Annotated in this window: 17 protein-coding genes; 12 read left to right on the top strand and 5 right to left on the bottom strand. The window is 60.7% G+C overall.

The annotated features are described in order from the left end of the window. Positions 1–234 precede the first annotated feature (234 nt). A complete protein-coding gene (locus tag ABVN19_RS22300) occupies positions 235–954 on the top strand; it encodes a carbonic anhydrase (protein WP_028942622.1) in 720 nt (239 codons plus the stop codon). Positions 955–1,141: 187 nt separating this feature from the next. Beyond that, positions 1,142–2,674, top strand: a complete 1,533-nt coding sequence (locus ABVN19_RS22295; RefSeq protein WP_028942623.1) for a SulP family inorganic anion transporter — start codon at positions 1,142–1,144, stop codon at positions 2,672–2,674. A gap of 56 nt (positions 2,675–2,730) precedes the next feature. Here ABVN19_RS22295 and ABVN19_RS22290 read toward each other — a convergent pair whose 3' ends face one another. Then, complete coding sequence (locus tag ABVN19_RS22290) at positions 2,731–3,378, bottom strand: hypothetical protein (RefSeq protein ID WP_028942624.1); 648 nt, start codon at positions 3,376–3,378, stop codon at positions 2,731–2,733. 369 nt (positions 3,379–3,747) lie between these two features. Here ABVN19_RS22290 and coxB point away from each other — a divergent pair, with 369 nt between their 5' ends. Genes coxB through ABVN19_RS22270 form a run of 4 tightly spaced genes read left to right on the top strand, consistent with a single transcriptional unit; the run spans position 3,748 to position 8,012 of the window. Then, complete coding sequence (gene coxB / locus ABVN19_RS22285; RefSeq protein WP_028942625.1) at positions 3,748–4,875, top strand: cytochrome c oxidase subunit II; 1,128 nt, start codon at positions 3,748–3,750, stop codon at positions 4,873–4,875. A gap of 52 nt (positions 4,876–4,927) precedes the next feature. Continuing rightward, the gene (gene ctaD, locus ABVN19_RS22280) at positions 4,928–6,517 is read left to right on the top strand and encodes a cytochrome c oxidase subunit I (RefSeq protein ID WP_028942626.1); all 1,590 of its coding nucleotides are present in this window, start codon (positions 4,928–4,930) and stop codon (positions 6,515–6,517) included. A gap of 25 nt (positions 6,518–6,542) precedes the next feature. Continuing rightward, the gene (locus tag ABVN19_RS22275; protein WP_105641136.1) at positions 6,543–7,112 is read left to right on the top strand and encodes a cytochrome c oxidase assembly protein; all 570 of its coding nucleotides are present in this window, start codon (positions 6,543–6,545) and stop codon (positions 7,110–7,112) included. A gap of 12 nt (positions 7,113–7,124) precedes the next feature. Then, a complete protein-coding gene (locus ABVN19_RS22270; protein ID WP_105641137.1) occupies positions 7,125–8,012 on the top strand; it encodes a cytochrome c oxidase subunit 3 in 888 nt (295 codons plus the stop codon). 6 nt (positions 8,013–8,018) lie between these two features. Here ABVN19_RS22270 and ABVN19_RS22265 read toward each other — a convergent pair whose 3' ends face one another. Beyond that, the gene (locus ABVN19_RS22265) at positions 8,019–8,222 is read right to left on the bottom strand and encodes a twin transmembrane helix small protein (RefSeq protein WP_028942629.1); all 204 of its coding nucleotides are present in this window, start codon (positions 8,220–8,222) and stop codon (positions 8,019–8,021) included. Between the two features lie 63 nt (positions 8,223–8,285). Here ABVN19_RS22265 and ABVN19_RS22260 point away from each other — a divergent pair, with 63 nt between their 5' ends. The 5 genes from ABVN19_RS22260 to ABVN19_RS22240 are packed head-to-tail and all read left to right on the top strand — an operon-like array spanning position 8,286 to position 12,190. Beyond that, entirely contained in the window at positions 8,286–9,026 is a 741-nt protein-coding gene (locus tag ABVN19_RS22260) for an SURF1 family protein (protein ID WP_028942630.1), read from the top strand. Beyond that, entirely contained in the window at positions 8,992–9,585 is a 594-nt protein-coding gene (locus ABVN19_RS22255) for a hypothetical protein (protein WP_028942631.1), read from the top strand. Before ABVN19_RS22260 ends, ABVN19_RS22255 begins: the two co-directional genes overlap by 35 nt. Positions 9,586–9,594: 9 nt before the next feature. Then, the gene (locus ABVN19_RS22250) at positions 9,595–10,677 is read left to right on the top strand and encodes a COX15/CtaA family protein (RefSeq protein ID WP_028942632.1); all 1,083 of its coding nucleotides are present in this window, start codon (positions 9,595–9,597) and stop codon (positions 10,675–10,677) included. Then, a complete protein-coding gene (gene cyoE, locus ABVN19_RS22245) occupies positions 10,662–11,561 on the top strand; it encodes a heme o synthase (protein WP_028942633.1) in 900 nt (299 codons plus the stop codon). Before ABVN19_RS22250 ends, cyoE begins: the two co-directional genes overlap by 16 nt. Next, positions 11,558–12,190, top strand: a complete 633-nt coding sequence (locus tag ABVN19_RS22240) for an SCO family protein (protein WP_028942634.1) — start codon at positions 11,558–11,560, stop codon at positions 12,188–12,190. Before cyoE ends, ABVN19_RS22240 begins: the two co-directional genes overlap by 4 nt. Before the next feature lie 66 nt (positions 12,191–12,256). Here the strand turns inward: ABVN19_RS22240 and ABVN19_RS22235 are convergent, their stop codons facing one another. From ABVN19_RS22235 to ABVN19_RS22225, 3 genes are all read right to left on the bottom strand, one after another. After that, on the bottom strand, positions 12,257–13,027 hold the full coding sequence (locus ABVN19_RS22235) for a MetQ/NlpA family ABC transporter substrate-binding protein (RefSeq protein WP_028942635.1): 771 nt from the start codon (positions 13,025–13,027) through the stop codon (positions 12,257–12,259). Positions 13,028–13,089: 62 nt separating this feature from the next. Beyond that, positions 13,090–13,761: a methionine ABC transporter permease gene (locus ABVN19_RS22230; protein WP_028942636.1), complete on the bottom strand. Its 672-nt coding sequence runs from the start codon at positions 13,759–13,761 to the stop codon at positions 13,090–13,092. Then, positions 13,761–14,768: a methionine ABC transporter ATP-binding protein gene (locus ABVN19_RS22225; protein WP_028942637.1), complete on the bottom strand. Its 1,008-nt coding sequence runs from the start codon at positions 14,766–14,768 to the stop codon at positions 13,761–13,763. Before ABVN19_RS22225 ends, ABVN19_RS22230 begins: the two co-directional genes overlap by 1 nt. Positions 14,769–14,873: 105 nt before the next feature. Between ABVN19_RS22225 and katE the strand changes: the two genes are divergently transcribed. Then, complete coding sequence (gene katE, locus ABVN19_RS22220) at positions 14,874–17,132, top strand: catalase HPII (RefSeq protein ID WP_353632772.1); 2,259 nt, start codon at positions 14,874–14,876, stop codon at positions 17,130–17,132. Positions 17,133–17,159 lie beyond the last annotated feature (27 nt).

The raw sequence follows: 17,159 nt of genomic DNA, 5'->3' as shown, positions 1-17,159 counted from the left end.
GTATTGGCCATTAATGTTTTTTTGATACTATCTACTGCACTTGTTTCATGGTCTGGAACGCCTGTTCTAGAGCCTCCGAATTCAGTTTGAGTTAAGTTTCGCCGAGTAGCGTAGGAATTCAGCCAACGATTTAAGTGATTATTGGCTGGCACTTGTCATCTAAATGCCATGTGCTGTTCCAATCATCAACCCGGTAAAATGGACTTAACCTAAAACCGTCAAAGAGGATGAAACATGCCCGTAAAGGACCCATCCAAGGCTGTCCCGGAAGTGCCTGCCGAGAGTGCCGATGCCGCCCTGAAGCATATCGTCGATGGCTTTCTGCGGTTTCACCATGACGTATTTCCTGAGCAACAAGAGCTGTTTAAGAAGCTCGCCACCGCGCAGACGCCCCGTGCGATGTTCATCACCTGTGCCGACTCACGCATCGTACCTGAGCTGATCACCCAGAGCTCACCGGGCGATCTGTTCGTCACGCGTAACGTCGGTAACGTCGTGCCGCCCTACGGGCAGATGAACGGCGGCGTTTCGACCGCCATCGAATATGCCGTCCTGGCGCTGGGTGTACACCACATCATCATTTGCGGCCACTCCGACTGTGGCGCCATGCGCGCGGTGCTCAACCCCAACAGCCTGGAGAAGATGCCGACGGTCAAAGCCTGGCTGCGCCATGCCGAAGTAGCCCGCACCGTGGTTGAAGACAACTGCTCGTGCGGCAGCGAGCACGAAAGCATGCAAGTGCTGACCAAGGAAAACGTCATTGCCCAGCTGCACCACCTGCGTACACACCCTTCGGTAGCCTCGCGCCTGGCGGCTGGCCAGTTGTATATCCATGGCTGGATCTATGACATCGAAACCAGTCAGATTGAAGCGTACGACGCCGCCAGCGACAGTTTCCTGCCCCTGGCCGCAGGCCAGCCAATTCCCTGCGCTACGCCTAGAGGTCGCTACTAAGCGTCCCTGAAACTCCCGCAACACGCTGATTGACGGCCGCACCCGACGGGTGCGGCCTGGTCATCGGCTGCCTTGAATTCCCCTGATTGTCTGCCGGCTCGCCTGGCGGTTTGCGCCTGCACGTCTGTCAGGGGTGTGCCATCGGCCATTGGAATGGCTGTGAAACGAAAAAAGAAGGAGTGACACGGTGAACAAGACACAAGTCAAAGCGGCCTTGCCGCGTGAGTTGCTGGCCTCGGTGGTGGTGTTTCTGGTGGCCCTGCCGTTGTGCATGGGCATCGCCATTGCTTCCGGCATGCCGCCGGCCAAAGGCCTGATCACAGGAATCATCGGCGGCATTGTGGTGGGCTGGCTGGCCGGCTCGCCCTTGCAGGTCAGCGGCCCGGCTGCAGGCCTTGCGGTATTGGTATTCGAGTTGGTGCGCCAGCATGGCGTGGCCATGCTGGGTCCCATCCTGCTGCTGGCCGGATTGCTGCAGTTGCTGGCCGGGCGCTTACGCCTGGGCTGCTGGTTTCGGGTAACGGCGCCGGCAGTGGTTTACGGCATGCTGGCCGGCATTGGCGTGTTGATTGTGCTATCCCAGGTACATGTGATGTTCGACAGTGCGCCGCAGCCGTCGGGGCTTGCCAATCTGATGGGGTTTCCCGCCACGGTGCAAAAGGCACTGCCGCTTGAAACGGCGGGCAATGGCTGGCAAGCCGGTGCATTGGGGCTGGGTACCATTGCCGTGATGTGGGGCTGGGAGCGTATGCGGCCGCACGCTTTGCGTTTTGTGCCAGGGGCCTTGCTTGGCGTTGCCCTGATGACCGCAATCTGCATCTGGTTGATGCTGCCGGTGAACCGGGTGCAGGTGCCGGCTGACTTGAGCCAGGCCATCGACTGGTTGCGTCCGGCCGACCTGCTCAATCTTGCTGATCCCAATCTTTTGATTGCCGCCTTTGCCCTGGCCTTCATCGCCAGTGCCGAAACCTTGCTGTCGGCGGCGGCGGTGGATCGGATGCACAACGGTCAACGCTCGGATTTTGACCGAGAATTATCCGCCCAGGGTATGGGCAATATGCTCTGCGGGGTCTTGGGTGCGTTGCCGATGACCGGCGTGATTGTACGCAGCTCAGCCAACGTACAGGCCGGTGCGCGCACCCGGATTTCAGCGATTCTGCATGGGGTGTGGTTGCTGGCATTTGTGGTAGTGCTCAGCAGCGTGCTGCAGCAGATACCGGTGGCGAGCCTGGCGGGTGTGCTGGTTTACACCGGGTTCAAATTGGTCGACTTCAAGGCGTTTCGCGGTTTGGGCCGATATGGCCGGATGCCGATGTTCACTTATGCCGCGACGGCGCTGGCGATCATCTTCACTGACCTGTTGACGGGAGTGCTGCTTGGGTTTGCTCTGACACTTCTCAAGCTGGCGTTCAAGGCGGCGCGTCTGAAGATCAGCGTGGTCAGCCTCGACACACCGGGACATCTGGAACTCAGGTTGAGCGGTGCGGCGACCTTCCTCAAGGTGCCGGCCCTGGCCCAGGCGCTCGAAGGCATTCCGTCCGGCACCACGCTGCATGTGCCGTTGGCCAACCTCAGCTACATCGACCATTCATGCCTCGAACTGCTCGAGGACTGGGGGCGGGCCAATGCTGGCAATGGCTCGAGGTTGGTGATCGAGCAGCGTCGCCTGAAGCGGCGGGTGGAAGGGCGGGTGCGCACGACAGCGGGACTGGGGGCCTGATTCAGGTGATCGGGGGCAAGCTGCTTGTAGCCGCTTGCCCCGCTATTGCTAACACATCAGGCCGACTGATCCAGCTCCAGCCCTACGCCCAGTTGGCGCGACAAGCATGGCCAGCGCTTCCATGCGGCGCCGGTTGCCGGGCTGCTGAGTTTGTCGCGGTACTGCTCCACCGACTCCAGTGCGAAGCTCTCTTCATTGAGCATTTCGTCTACCGAGTGGTGTACCACTTCATCGAGCTGGTTGGCGAATTCTTCACCGATCAGTTGGTGGGCGATCAGGTTGGCCACGGTAGTGTCCAGCGGGATCAGCGGTTGATTGAAGTGCTTGATGTACAGGTCGTTCACTTCTTCCACCAAGCGATGCGCTAGGTAGGCTTCGTCCAGCAGACATCCCAGGCCCAGGTGGGTATTGGTGATGGCAGGCGGTTGCAGGAAATATTGCTCGGCGATTTTCAGCACCGGCTTGATCTGCGATTCGATACCGGCCTCGCGGGCAACGGAATTGGCAGCTTCCAGCATTTCTGGAACCTGCTCGATGTAAGCGCCGACGAAGCGGGTCAATGCACCTTGAGCGTCGATTTCAGGCAACTGGATCGAGGGGTGCAGGTGTGGCAATTGTTGGACGAGTTGCTCTTTCAGTTGGCCGGTTTCGGTCTCATGTTGATGGGCACGGGTGATCTGCTCGCGCAAAGCGGCGATGTTCATGACAGCTCCAGGGTAAAGGCGTGACAAACGGAAGACACTAAGTTAGCTCTATTCTGCAATCGACTAAGACGTATTTGGCATAACCCGAAGCCACTTATATTCTGCGATTATATCGAAATGCCATCATTGTGCCGTACGCCAGGCAGTCCGCGGGCTGGCGCGCAAACGTTCAACCTGTTCCCTTTGATTTCCCGCGTCGCGTTGCGTGGTCGAAGTCGCTGTCTATACTCCGGTTTGAAAGTGATTCGCTGATGAGGCCCGACTGCAGTTCGCAGGGGCTCGGTCGTCGAAGTTCGCAGTCTTGGCCGCCGTACCCTTAGCCGTAGGTCCACGCCTCCGGGATAACAAGAACGATAAGGGGAACCCGCAATGATGCGACATCCACATGTCTGGATGGGCCTCCTGTTGTGGTCGGTATTCGGTCAGGCCAACGCCGCCTGGACCGTGAACATGGCGCCAGGGGCGACTGAAGTCAGCAACGCAGTGTTCGACCTGCACATGACCATCTTCTGGATCTGCGTGATCATTGGCCTGGTGGTCTTTGGCGCGATGTTCTGGTCGATGATCATTCACCGTCGTTCGACCGGCCAGCAACCTGCGCATTTTCACGAACACACTTGGGTCGAGATCATGTGGACGGTGGTGCCGTTCCTGATCCTGGTGGCCATGGCCATTCCAGCGACCAAGACCCTGATTGATATCTACGATGCCAGTGAGTCGGATATCGATATCCAGGTCACCGGCTACCAGTGGAAGTGGCACTACAAATACCTGGGCCAGGACGTCGAGTTTTTCAGCAACCTGGCCACCCCCGCCGACCAGATCCACAACAAAGCCCCCAAGGACGAGCATTACCTGCTCGAAGTCGACCAGCCGCTGGTGCTGCCGGTCGGGGCCAAGGTGCGCTTTCTGGTGACTGCCGCCGACGTTATTCATTCCTGGTGGGTACCGGCCTTCGCGGTCAAGCGCGACGCCATCCCGGGCTTCGTCAACGAGGCCTGGACTCGGGTCGAGAAGCCTGGCATCTACCGTGGCCAATGCACTGAACTGTGCGGCAAGGATCACGGCTTCATGCCAGTGGTGGTCGAGGTCAAGTCCAAGGCCGACTACGACACCTGGCTCGGCGAGCGCAAGGCAGAAGCCGCCAAGCTCAAGGAGCTGACCAGCAAGGAATGGACGCTGCAGGAGCTGGTCGAGCGTGGTGACAAGGTCTACCACACCACCTGCGTGGCCTGTCACCAGGCCGAAGGCCAGGGCCTGCCGCCGATGTTTCCGGCTCTCAAGGGATCGAAAATTGCCACCGGGCCCAAGGAAGATCACCTGGGCATTGTCTTCCATGGCAAGCCGGGCACCGCCATGGCCGCCTTCGGCAAGCAACTGTCGGAAGTGGATATCGCCGCGGTTGTGACCTACGAACGTAACGCCTGGGGCAACAACAAGGGCGACATGGTCACGCCAAAAGATGTGCTGGCGCTCAAGCAGGCAGAAAGCAAATGAGCCGGCTTGACGCGTGTACCCGCACCAGCCACTGGACTGCAGGAGACAGGACATGAGCGCAGTGATCGACGACCACAGCCACGGTCATGACCACGCCCACGGACCGGCCAAGGGCCTGATGCGTTGGGTGCTGACCACCAACCATAAAGACATCGGCACGATGTACCTGTGGTTCAGCTTCATCGCCTTCCTGCTCGGCGGCTCGTTCGCCATGGTGATCCGCGCCGAGTTGTTCCAACCGGGCCTGCAGATCGTGCAGCCGGAATTCTTCAACCAGATGACCACCATGCATGGCCTGGTGATGGTGTTCGGTGCGGTGATGCCGGCGTTTGTCGGCCTGGCCAACTGGATGATTCCGTTGATGATCGGCGCGCCCGACATGGCCCTGCCGCGAATGAACAACTTCAGCTTCTGGTTGTTGCCGGCGGCCTTCCTGCTGCTGGTCTCGACCTTGTTCATGCCGGGCGGCGGGCCGAACTTCGGCTGGACCTTCTACGCGCCGCTGTCGACTACCTACGCACCGGAAAGCGTGACCTTCTTTATATTCGCCATCCACCTGATGGGCATCAGTTCGATCATGGGCGCGATCAACGTGATCGCCACCATCCTCAACCTGCGTGCCCCGGGCATGACCTTGATGAAGATGCCACTGTTCGTCTGGACCTGGCTGATCACTGCCTTCTTGCTGATTGCAGTGATGCCGGTACTGGCCGGAGTGGTGACCATGATGCTGATGGACATCCACTTCGGTACCAGTTTCTTCAGTGCCGCCGGCGGCGGTGACCCGGTACTGTTCCAGCACGTGTTCTGGTTCTTCGGCCACCCCGAGGTGTACATCATGATCCTGCCGGCGTTCGGCGCGGTCAGTTCGATCATCCCGGCGTTCTCGCGCAAGCCGCTGTTCGGCTACACCTCGATGGTCTACGCCACCGGCGCGATCGCGTTTCTTTCCTTTATTGTCTGGGCGCACCACATGTTCGTGGTGGGTATTCCGGTGGTCGGCGAGCTGTTCTTCATGTACGCCACCATGCTGATCGCGGTGCCCACCGGGGTGAAAGTGTTCAACTGGGTCAGCACCATGTGGGAAGGCTCGCTGACCTTCGAGACGCCGATGCTGTTCGCCATCGCTTTCGTCATCCTGTTCACCATCGGCGGATTCTCCGGACTGATGCTGGCCATCGCCCCGGCGGACTTCCAGTACCACGACACCTACTTCGTGGTTGCCCATTTCCACTACGTCCTGGTGCCTGGAGCAATCTTCGGCATCTTTGCCTCGGCTTACTATTGGCTGCCGAAGTGGACCGGGCACATGTATGACGAGACCTTGGGCAAGCTGCACTTCTGGCTGTCGTTCATCGGTATGAACCTGGCGTTCTTCCCGATGCACTTCGTTGGCCTGGCGGGCATGCCGCGGCGGATTCCCGACTACAACCTGCAGTTCGCCGATTTCAATATGGTCTCCTCGATTGGTGCCTTCACCTTTGGCGCCACGCAGATTTTCTTCCTGTTCATCGTGATCAAGTGCATCCGTGGCGGCAAACCTGCACCGGCCAAACCCTGGGATGGTGCCGAAGGTCTGGAATGGTCGGTGCCATCGCCAGCGCCCTATCACACCTTCCAGACACCACCGGAAGTGAAATGAACGGCCAGGGCCGAAGGAGAGAGTCATGAGTGAAGGTACTTCGCTCAAGCGCCTGGTCATACGGCTGATGCTGTTGACCGTGGTGATGTTTGCCTTCGGCTTTGCCCTGGTGCCGATCTACGACGTGATGTGCAAGGCCTTCGGCATCAACGGCAAGACCGGTGGGCAGTACGAGGGAACGCAGGTCAGTGATCCGAACCGCACGGTGAAGGTGCAGTTCATGTCGACCAATGCCAGCGACATGGTCTGGGAGTTCCACTCCACCGCCGACCAGATCGACGTCAATCCCGGCGCGGTCAACCAGATGGTGTTCATTGCCCGCAACCCGACCGACAGACCCATGAGCGCCCAGGCCATCCCCAGCATAACCCCGGCCGAGGCGGCGGCGTACTTCCACAAGACCGAATGCTTCTGCTTTACCCAGCAGGTGCTGCAACCGGGAGAGCGTATCGAGATGCCGGTGCGCTTCATCGTCGACCGCGACCTGCCCAAGGATGTGAAACATCTGACGCTTGCTTACACGTTGTTCGATATCACCGCTCGCCACCCGCCGGTTGCACAACTGGCGGGCCAGGACGCACAGGGCGCCCGATAAGGAGAACACTCAATGGCTTCGCATGAGCACTATTACGTACCGGCGCAAAGCAAGTGGCCGATCATTGCCACCATCGGCATGTTCATCACGGTATTTGGCCTGGGCACCTGGTTCAACGACCTCAAAGCCGGGCGACCTGACTCTCATGGGCCGTGGATCTTCTTTCTGGGGGCGTTGTGCCTGGCCTACATGATGTTCGGCTGGTTCGGTGCGGTCATCAAAGAGAGCCGCGCCGGGCTCTACAGTCCGCAGCTGGACCGCTCGTTCCGCTGGGGCATGTCATGGTTCATCTTCTCCGAGGTGATGTTCTTCATCGCCTTTTTTGGTGCCTTGTTCTATGTGCGTACCCTGGCCGGGCCGTGGCTGGGTGGGGAAGGCGCCAAAGGCGTGGCGCACATGCTCTGGCCGAACTTCGAGTTCGCCTGGCCGTTGCTCAATACGCCCGACCCGAAACTCTTTCCGCCACCCAAGGACATCATTGACCCTTGGCACCTGCCACTGATCAACACCATCCTGCTGGTCAGCTCCAGTGTCACCGTGACCATTGCCCACCACGCCTTGCGCAAGAACCACCGTGGCCCGCTCAAGTTCTGGCTGGCGTTGACCATCGCCCTCGGCGTGGCCTTTTTGATCCTGCAGGCCTACGAGTATCACGAGGCTTATACCGAACTGGGTCTGACGCTGGGCTCGGGTATCTATGGGGCGACCTTCTTCATGCTCACAGGGTTTCATGGCGCGCACGTGACCATGGGCACGTTGATCCTGTTCGTGATGCTGATGCGGATCATGCGTGGGCATTTCAATGCCGACAAACACTTCGGCTTCGAGGCGGCCAGTTGGTACTGGCACTTCGTGGATGTGGTCTGGGTGGGGCTGTTTATCTTCGTGTACGTGCTGTAGTGCCGGTTAGAACGGTGCGTGAGATACCAACTGGCCGCTGTAGAAGCCCCAGGTAATCAGCGCCAGGGTCAGCGCAGCGAGGGTGACCCGCACCGTCAGGGCTTTGAGCAGACGCGTGGAGTGTCCGTCGTCCTTGACCAGAAAGAACAGGCCACTGAACAAGCTGGCGATGGTGGCCAGCAGCATCAGGACAATCGCGGCTTTAAGCATGGCGAAACTCCGGGGGGATGCATTGATGACCTTAAGTATAGCGATTGACCATGGGGTGAACGGGTGAAGCCATTTCGCCCGGGCTGGGTGCCGACCCTGGTGGTGCTGATGCTGCTGCCTGGCTTGATTGCGCTGGGTTGCTGGCAACTGGGCCGCGCCGAGCAGAAGCGCGCGCTGCTCGTCAGCTATGCCGAACGGCAGGCCAGTGAGCCCTTGGGCGTTGCGCAAGTGTCGCAGTTGCAGGACCCGGCCTATCGTCGGGTGCATCTGTTCGGCCATTTCGATACCCACCATAGCCTGTTGCTCGACAACCGCATGCGTGACGGCCAGGTCGGCGTCGAATTGCTGCAACCCTTTCTCGATCAGGCCAGTGGCCAGTGGCTGTTGGTCAACCGCGGCTGGCTGCCCTGGCCGGACCGACGCAATTCCGTGCAGTTCACTACGCCGGAGCAAACCCTGAGCCTGGATGCCTGGGTGTACGTCGCGCCCGGCGCCACGTTCCAGTTGCACGCGGACCCCGAGGGCGGCGACTGGCCGCGCTTGCTGACGGCCATCGATGCGGCTCAACTGTGGTCGCAGCTGGGGCGCGAAGGCTTTGCTCATGAACTGCGCCTGGAACCGGGCCCGGCCAGCTATCGACTGGACTGGCCAGTGGTCGCCATGGGCCCGGAAAAACACCTGGGCTACGCAGTGCAGTGGTTTGCCCTGGCGTTGGCCCTGGTGCTGCTCTACCTCTACTTCGGCTGGCATAACAACAAGGAGAAACAGCATGGGAGTCGTCACGAGTCCACTCAACATGTCTGAAGGCAAGACGCCGTCAGGACGCGCCCGTGGGCGCCTGCAACTGATCCTTATCCTGCTGGTGGTGATCGGTCCGATGCTGCTCGCCACCGGCATGTACAAGTTCCAGTTCTGGGTGCCGGACAGCCGCAGCTATCACGGCGAAATGATCGGCAACGGCCAGAGCCGTGCCGACCTTGGGGTGAGCGCCGACGAGCAGCGCTGGCAGCTGCTGGTCAGTGCGCCCAAGAGCTGCGGCCTGGACTGCCAGCAACTGGTGTACCTGGCGCGGCAGATCCAGATCGGCCTGGGCCGTGATGCCAGTCGTGCCAGCCATGCCCTGGCCACTGCGCAGCCGGTGAGTACCGACTATCAAGCCCGACTCGAGCGTGAATACCCGCAGCTGCAGCGTTATTCGCTGGACCTGGGCAAATACGGCGTGCCCAGCCAGGGCAAGCAGGATGCTCAATTGTGGATCGTCGACCCCCACGGCAACCTGGTGCTGCGCTATGACGCCAGGGTCAAGGGCAAGGACCTGCTCAACGACCTGCGCCACCTGCTGAAACTGTCCAATATCGGGTAGGACTTCACCATGGCCAGACCTGGATTTCGCCTCGCTGTGTTCGCCACCTTGCTGGCACTGGTGGTCGTTCTGCTCGGTGCCTACACCCGCCTCACCCATGCCGGCCTGGGTTGCCCCGACTGGCCTGGTTGCTATGGCTTTATCAGCGTGCCCAAGACCGAGGCGCAGCTCGCTCATGCCGAGTTGCACTTCCCGGACACGCCAGTGGAAGCCCACAAGGGTCGCAACGAGATGGTCCACCGCTACTTTGCCGGCACGCTGGCGCTGGTGATTACCTTGCTCGCCTGGCAAGCCTGGCGCCGTCATGGACGCGAGGGACAACCTTATCGCCTGCCTTTGATGCTGCTGGGCGTGGTATTCGCCCAAGCGGCCTTCGGCATGTGGACGGTGACGCTCAAGCTGTGGCCGCAGGTGGTCACGGCGCATCTATTAGGGGGCTTTGCGACGTTGAGCCTGCTGTTTTTGCTGAGCCTGCGCCTGTCGCGGGCCTTCCCGCCCTTGCCCAGGCTCCCCTTGAGCGTGCGGCGGATCGCGGCCTTGGCCTTGCTGGTGGTGATCGGGCAGATCGCCCTGGGTGGCTGGGTGAGTGCCAACTACGCGGCAGTGGCCTGTATCGATCTGCCCACCTGCCACGGCCAGTGGTGGCCGCAGGCGGATTTCGCCAACGGCTTCCACCTGACCCAGCACATCGGCCCCAACTACCTGGGCGGGCAACTGGACAGTGATGCACGCACCGCCATTCATATCAGCCACCGCCTGGGCGCATTGATGGTCACCTGCGTGCTGTTGCTGCTGAGCTGGAAACTGCACCGTCACGGCCTGAGCAAGTTGGCGCGGCTGGTTCTGCTGGCGCTGGCCGTGCAGATTGGCCTGGGTATCAGCAATGTGCTGTTCCACCTGCCGCTTGCGGTCGCCGTGGCCCATAACGCAGGGGGCGCCATGTTGTTGTTGAGCATGGTGCTGGTCAATTACCGCATTCGCGTAGTGGCCAGGGCCAAGGCGCGCCGGGTAAGCCAGGGCTGGCGCCTGACGCCGCTTAACACGGGCGGTGTGGTTCATTATCTGGGAGATAACGCATGGCGACGCTTCTGAGTGAGCGCAGACTGCAGGCAGGCTGGCGCGACTACCTGGAGCTGACCAAGCCCAAGGTGGTGGTACTGATGTTGATCACCTCAATGGTGGGCATGTTCCTCGCCACCCGCGCCGGCGTACCGTGGACGGTGCTGCTGTTTGGCAACCTGGGCATCGCCTGCTGCGCCGGTGCGGCAGCAGCGGTGAATCATGTGGTCGACCGGCGCATCGATGCCTTGATGGCCCGTACCCATAAAAGGCCCCTGGTCGAAGGACGGGTAGCGCCCGCTGCGGCGCTGATCTTTGCCTTGCTGCTGGCGCTGTCGGGCATGGCCTTGCTGCTGGTATTCACCAACGCCCTCACCGCCTGGCTGACACTGGCCTCGTTGCTGGGCTACGCGGTGATCTATACCGGCTTTCTGAAACGTGCCACGCCGCAGAATATCGTCATCGGCGGCCTGGCCGGGGCGGCGCCACCACTGTTGGGCTGGGTAGCGATCAGCGGGCACATCAGTGCCGAGCCATTGCTGCTGGTGCTGATCATCTTTGCCTGGACCCCGCCACACTTCTGGGCCCTGGCCATCCACCGCAAGGAAGAGTACGCCAAGGCGGATATCCCGATGCTGCCGGTGACCCACGGCGAGCACTACACCAAAGTGCATATCCTGCTGTATACCCTGGTGCTGCTGGCGGTCAGCCTGCTGCCCTTTGTCATTCACATGAGCGGTTTGCTGTACCTGGCCTGCGCCGTGGTGCTGGGCGCGCGCTTCCTGCAATGGGCCTGGGTGTTGTACCGTGGCAGCCGGCCGCACGCGGCGATCAAGACCTTCAAGTACTCTATCTGGTACCTGTTCCTGCTGTTCATCGCGCTGCTTGTAGATCACTACCTACTGTTGAACCTATGACTCGAACCCAGAAAACCGTCTTCATCCTCGTTGCCCTGGTCGCCGTGATCCTCGGGCTTACCGTCAACAAGGTGCTCAATGGCCGCAGCGAGGGCAACCCCACCGAGCTGATCGACGCCGGCATCATTTTGCTGCCGCAAAGCCGCACCGTACCGAGCCTGGAGATGACCGACGAGAAGGGTCAGGCCGTGGCGGTGGATGAGCTCAAGGACAAGTGGTCGCTGCTGTTTTTCGGCTACACCTTCTGCCCGGACATCTGCCCGACCACCCTCGCCCAGTTGCGCCAGGTGAAAAGCGAATTGCCCAAGGAAGCGGCCGATCGGTTGCAGGTCATTTTGGTCAGCGTTGACCCCAACCGCGACACGCCGACGCAGTTGCAGCAGTACCTGGGCTATTTCGACAAGGATTTCCGTGGCCTGACCGGCTCACTGGAAAACATTCAGAAACTGGCCAACGCGGTGAGCATTCCGTTCATTCCGGCCGATACCAGCAAGCCGAACTACACGGTCGATCACAGCGGCAACCTGGCGGTGATCGGGCCGGATGGCAAGCAGCGCGGGTTCATTCGTGCGCCGTTCAACAACCAGAAGCTGGTTGCTCAGTTGCCTGGCTTGGTTAAGCGGGACTAAAAAAATCGCGGGGCAAGCCCGCTCCTACCGTGTAGGAGCGGGCTTGCCCCGCGATTGATTACAGCATCAGAACGCCGGCTTGACCGCGCCTTTGTACTTCTCTTCGATGAACTTCTTCACTTCCGGAGTGTGCAGGGCTGCAACCAGCTTCTTCACCGCGTCGGCATCCTTGTTGTCTTCACGGGTTACCAGAATGTTCACGTAAGGCGAGTCGCTGCCTTCGATGACCAGTGCGTCCTTTTCAGGGTTCAGCTTGGCTTCCAGCGCGTAATTGGTGTTGATCAGCGCCAGGTCGACCTGGGTCAGCACGCGCGGGATGGTCGCCGCTTCCAGCTCACGGAACTTGAGGTTCTTGCTGTTCTCGGTGATGTCCTTGACGGTGGACAGGATGTTGGTGTTGTCCTTGAGCTTGATCACACCGGACTTGTCCAGCAGCAACAGGGCACGGCCGCCGTTGGTGGCATCGTTGGGGATGACCACGGTGGCGGTCGATGGCAGCTCGTCGAGCTTCTTGTACTTGCTGGAGTACGCGCCCAGGGGCTCCAGGTGGACACCGGCAACGCTGACCAGGTGAGTGCCCTTGGCCTTGTTGAACTCATCCAGGTACGGTTGGTGCTGGAAGAAGTTGGCGTCCAGGCGTTTTTCGGCAACCTGTACGTTCGGCTGGATGTAGTCGGTGAACACTTTCACCTTCAGGTCCACGCCTTCTTTGGCCAGGGCCGGTTTGACGAACTCGAGGATCTCGGCGTGCGGCACCGGGGTGGCGGCCACGGTCAGGGTCTCGGCCTGGGCGGAGAAGGCCGCGACGGCGGCAACAACAGCAAGCAGCTTTTTCATCAAATCACTCCTTGTGAGGGCCGGTCCGGCCCCCGGTGCGTCGGCGTCGCCGACCCATGGGGTTACTTACGGGAAAAATGCACAACCAGTTTGTCGCCCACGCTCTGCAGTACTTGAACCAGGATCAGCAGCAGGACCACGGTGACAATCATGACGTCGGTCTGGAAGCGTTGGTAACCAAAGCGGATCGCCAGGTCACCCAGGCCGCCGGCACCCACTACACCGGCCATTGCGGTGTAGGACACCAGGGTGATGGCGGTGACGGTGATGGCCGCGAAGATACCCGGGCGGGCCTCCGGCAGCAGGGCGTTCATGATGATCTGGCGAGTGGTGGCGCCCATCGACTGGGTCGCTTCGATAATGCCGCGGTCCACCTCGCGCAGGGCGGTTTCCACCAGGCGGGCGAAGAACGGCGTGGCACCGACTACCAGCGGCGGGATGGCCCCGGCGACACCCAGCGAGGTGCCGGTAATCAGCACCGTGAACGGAATCATCACGATCAGCAGGATGATGAACGGCAACGAGCGCAGGATGTTGACCACCAGCGACAACAGGGCATACACGCCCTTCTGTTCGAACAATTGACGTGGGCCGCACAGGAACAGCAGCACACCCAAGGGCAGGCCCAGCAGCACGGTAAAGAACAGTGAGCCGAACAGCATGATCATGGTATCGACGGTGGCCAGCCAGATTTCAGCCCAGTCGACGTTGGCAAAGAAACTCAGGAATTCCATTAACGCAGTACCTCCATATGAACATCAGCCGCTGTGAAGCGGGCAAACGCCGCTTCCATGTCGCCGCCGGTGACGGCCAGGGTCAGCTGCCCATAAGGGGTGTCTTTGATGCGGTCGATGCGGCCCGCGAGGATGCTGTAGTCCACACCGGTTTCCCGGGCCACGGTGCCCAGCAGCGGCGCGTAGGTAGCGTCGCCCTGGAAGGTCAGGCGGATGATTCGGCCTGGCACGTGGGCGAAGTCGTCGCGCTGCTCGGCTTCGTCGATCTGCTCGTCTTCCTGGACGAAACGCTTGGTGGTCGGGTGTTGCGGGTGCAGGAACACATCGGCAACCGGGCCCATCTCGACGATCTTCCCGGCGTCCATGACGGCCACGCAGTCGCAGACCCGGCGGATCACGTCCATTTCATGGGTGATCAGTACGATGGTCAGCTTCAGCTCGCGGTTGATCTCGGCCAGCAATTGCAGCACCGAGGCAGTCGTTTGCGGGTCGAGCGCACTGGTGGCCTCGTCGCACAGCAGGATCTTCGGCTTGGTGGCCAAGGCGCGGGCGATGCCGACGCGCTGCTTCTGGCCGCCAGACAACTGCGCAGGATACTTCCTGGCATGGTCGGAAAGACCAACGCGGGCCAGCAATTCGTTGACGCGGGCGTCGATGTCCTTGCGCGACAGCTCGCCGGCCAGGGTCAGTGGCAGGGCGACGTTGTCGGCCACGGTCTTGGAGGCCAGCAAGTTGAAGTGCTGGAAGATCATCCCGACTTGTTGGCGAAAACGACGCAGGTCGTTGGCATTGAACGCGGTGACGTCTTCACCGTCGACAATGATCTTGCCGCCGCTTGGCGCTTCAAGGCGGTTGATCAGGCGCAGCAGGGTACTTTTACCGGCGCCGGAATGGCCGATCAGGCCGAACACCTGGCCGTCTTCGACACTCAGGTTGGTCGGGTGCAGCGCGGGGATGTCCCTACCGGCGACGCGGTAGGTTTTATGCACATTTTGAAACTCGATCACGTAGCGAACCTTGTGGGGCGCATGGAAATTTGGTCAGCGGTTAGCCGGGCGCGCATTTTAGCCTGTTCGTATAGAGGTTCTTAGCATTTATTTCGTAATAGACCAATGCTACGGGAATATCACGATCAGTGGTCAATCCGAATGAACGCTCGCAGGGCCTGGCCAGTCACTACTGAAAGGGCCCGCCGTGGGGTCGAACCAAGACTGATCGAGGAGAGCGTTCCAATGCCCAGCAAGAAGAATCCGCCCAAGGAAAGTCAACTGGCCGGCACCCAGACGCCGGACCGGGCCAACACCAACGCCAAGCTGCAGAGCCTGGAAGGCTTTCGTAGCGACGCCACCGGCCAGGCCTTGCGCACCAACCAGGGCGTCAAGGTCGCCGACAACCAGAACACCTTGAAGGCCGGGGACCGTGGGCCATCGTTGCTGGAAGACTTCATCATGCGTGAGAAGATCACGCACTTTGACCACGAGCGTATTCCTGAGCGCATCGTCCATGCCCGGGGTACCGGTGCCCATGGCTACTTCCAGGCCTACCAGTCCCATGCAGCGCTGACCAAGGCGGGGTTCCTGCAGGACCCGGAGAAAATCACCCCGGTATTCGTACGCTTTTCCACCGTCCAGGGGCCACGCGGCTCTGGCGATACCGTGCGCGATGTGCGCGGCTTTGCGGTGAAGTTCTTTACTGAGGAAGGCAACTTCGACCTGGTGGGCAACAACATGCCAGTGTTTTTCATCCAGGATGCGATCAAGTTCCCCGACTTCGTCCATGCAGTAAAACCCGAGCCCCACAACGAAATGCCGACTGGCGGCTCGGCCCATGACACGTTCTGGGACTTCGTCTCGCTGGTGCCGGAGTCGGCGCACATGGTGATCTGGGCGATGTCCGACCGGGCCATCCCGAAAAGCCTGCGCACCATGCAGGGCTTTGGCGTGCACACGTTTCGCATGATCAACGCCAAGGGCGAGTCGCACTTCGTCAAGTTTCACTGGAAGCCCAAGGCGGGTGTCTGTTCGCTGCTCTGGGACGAAGCGCAGAAGCTGGCCGGCAAGGACACTGACTATCACCGTCGTGACTTGTGGGAAGCCATTGAAACCGGCAACTACCCGGAATGGGAGTTCGGCGTGCAGATCGTGCCGGAGGCGGATGAGCACAAGTTCGACTTCGACTTGCTCGACCCGACCAAGATCATTCCTGAAGAGCTGGTGCCGGTGACGCCGTTGGGCAAGATGGTGCTCGACCGCAACCCCGACAATTTTTTTGCTGAAACCGAACAGGTTGCCTTCTGCCCCGGGCATATTGTCCCTGGCATCGACTTTTCCAACGATCCGCTGTTACAGGGCCGGCTGTTTTCCTACACCGATACCCAGATCAGCCGCCTGGGCGGACCGAACTTCCATGAAATACCGATCAACCGCCCGCTTGCGCCGAATCACAACGGCCAGCGCGACGCGCAGCACCGAGTGACGCTGGACAAGGGGCGGGCCTCGTACGAGCCGAATTCAATCGATGGTGGTTGGCCGAAGGAAACACCACCGGCGACCAGCGATGGCGGCTTCGAGTCGTACCCTGAACGGATCGAGGCGCACAAGGTACGCCAGCGCAGCCCCTCGTTTGCCGACCATTTCTCGCAGGCACGGTTATTCTTCAACAGCATGAGCAAGACTGAGCAGGAGCACATCATCAGTGCCTACAGTTTCGAGCTGGGCAAGGTGGAGCGCGAGCACATCCGCGCCCGGGAAGTGAACGAGATCCTCGCCAATATCGACCTGAAGCTGGCAAAGCGGGTGGCCGAGAACCTCGGCTTGCCTGCGCCGAAAAAAGGCACGGTGCAGGTTCCCGAGACCCGCCTGAAGCAATCCCCTGCGCTGAGTCAGTTGAACCTGCTGGGCGAGGGAATCAAGGGGCGCAAGGTCGCGGTGCTGGTCGCCGATGGGGTGGACGGCGACAGTGTCGATGGGCTGGTCAAGGCGCTGGAGGCTGAAAGTGCCCAGATCAAGCTGCTTGGCCCGACCTCGGCGGCGGTCAAGACCGCCCAGGGCAAGGCGTTGGTGGTGGACGCTTCGATGGAGGGGCTGCCCTCGGTGGCATTCGATGCGGTGTGGGTGCCAGCCGGCACGGCGTCGTTGCAGGCGCTGTCGGGCAACGGCGTGGCGCTGCATTTTCTGCTCGAAGCCTACAAGCACCTCAAGCCGATGGGCTTGGCCAAAGAGGCCCAGGCATTGCTCGACAGCTTGGGATTGAAAACCGATAGCGGTTTGCTCTTGGGCGACGACCCGAAAACCTTCCAGGCGTTCATCCAGGCCATCAGCAAGCATCGGGTGTGGGAGCGGGAGGCTGCAGCCCAGGCGATACCGGCCTAGGGGCTGGATCCGGGTGCCCGCGTGGGC

Source organism: Pseudomonas vranovensis (assembly GCF_040438935.1).
GTDB lineage: Bacteria > Pseudomonadota > Gammaproteobacteria > Pseudomonadales > Pseudomonadaceae > Aquipseudomonas > Aquipseudomonas vranovensis.
Note: the sequence above shows the minus strand (reverse complement) of the source record. Positions and strands in the feature narration are given on the sequence as shown.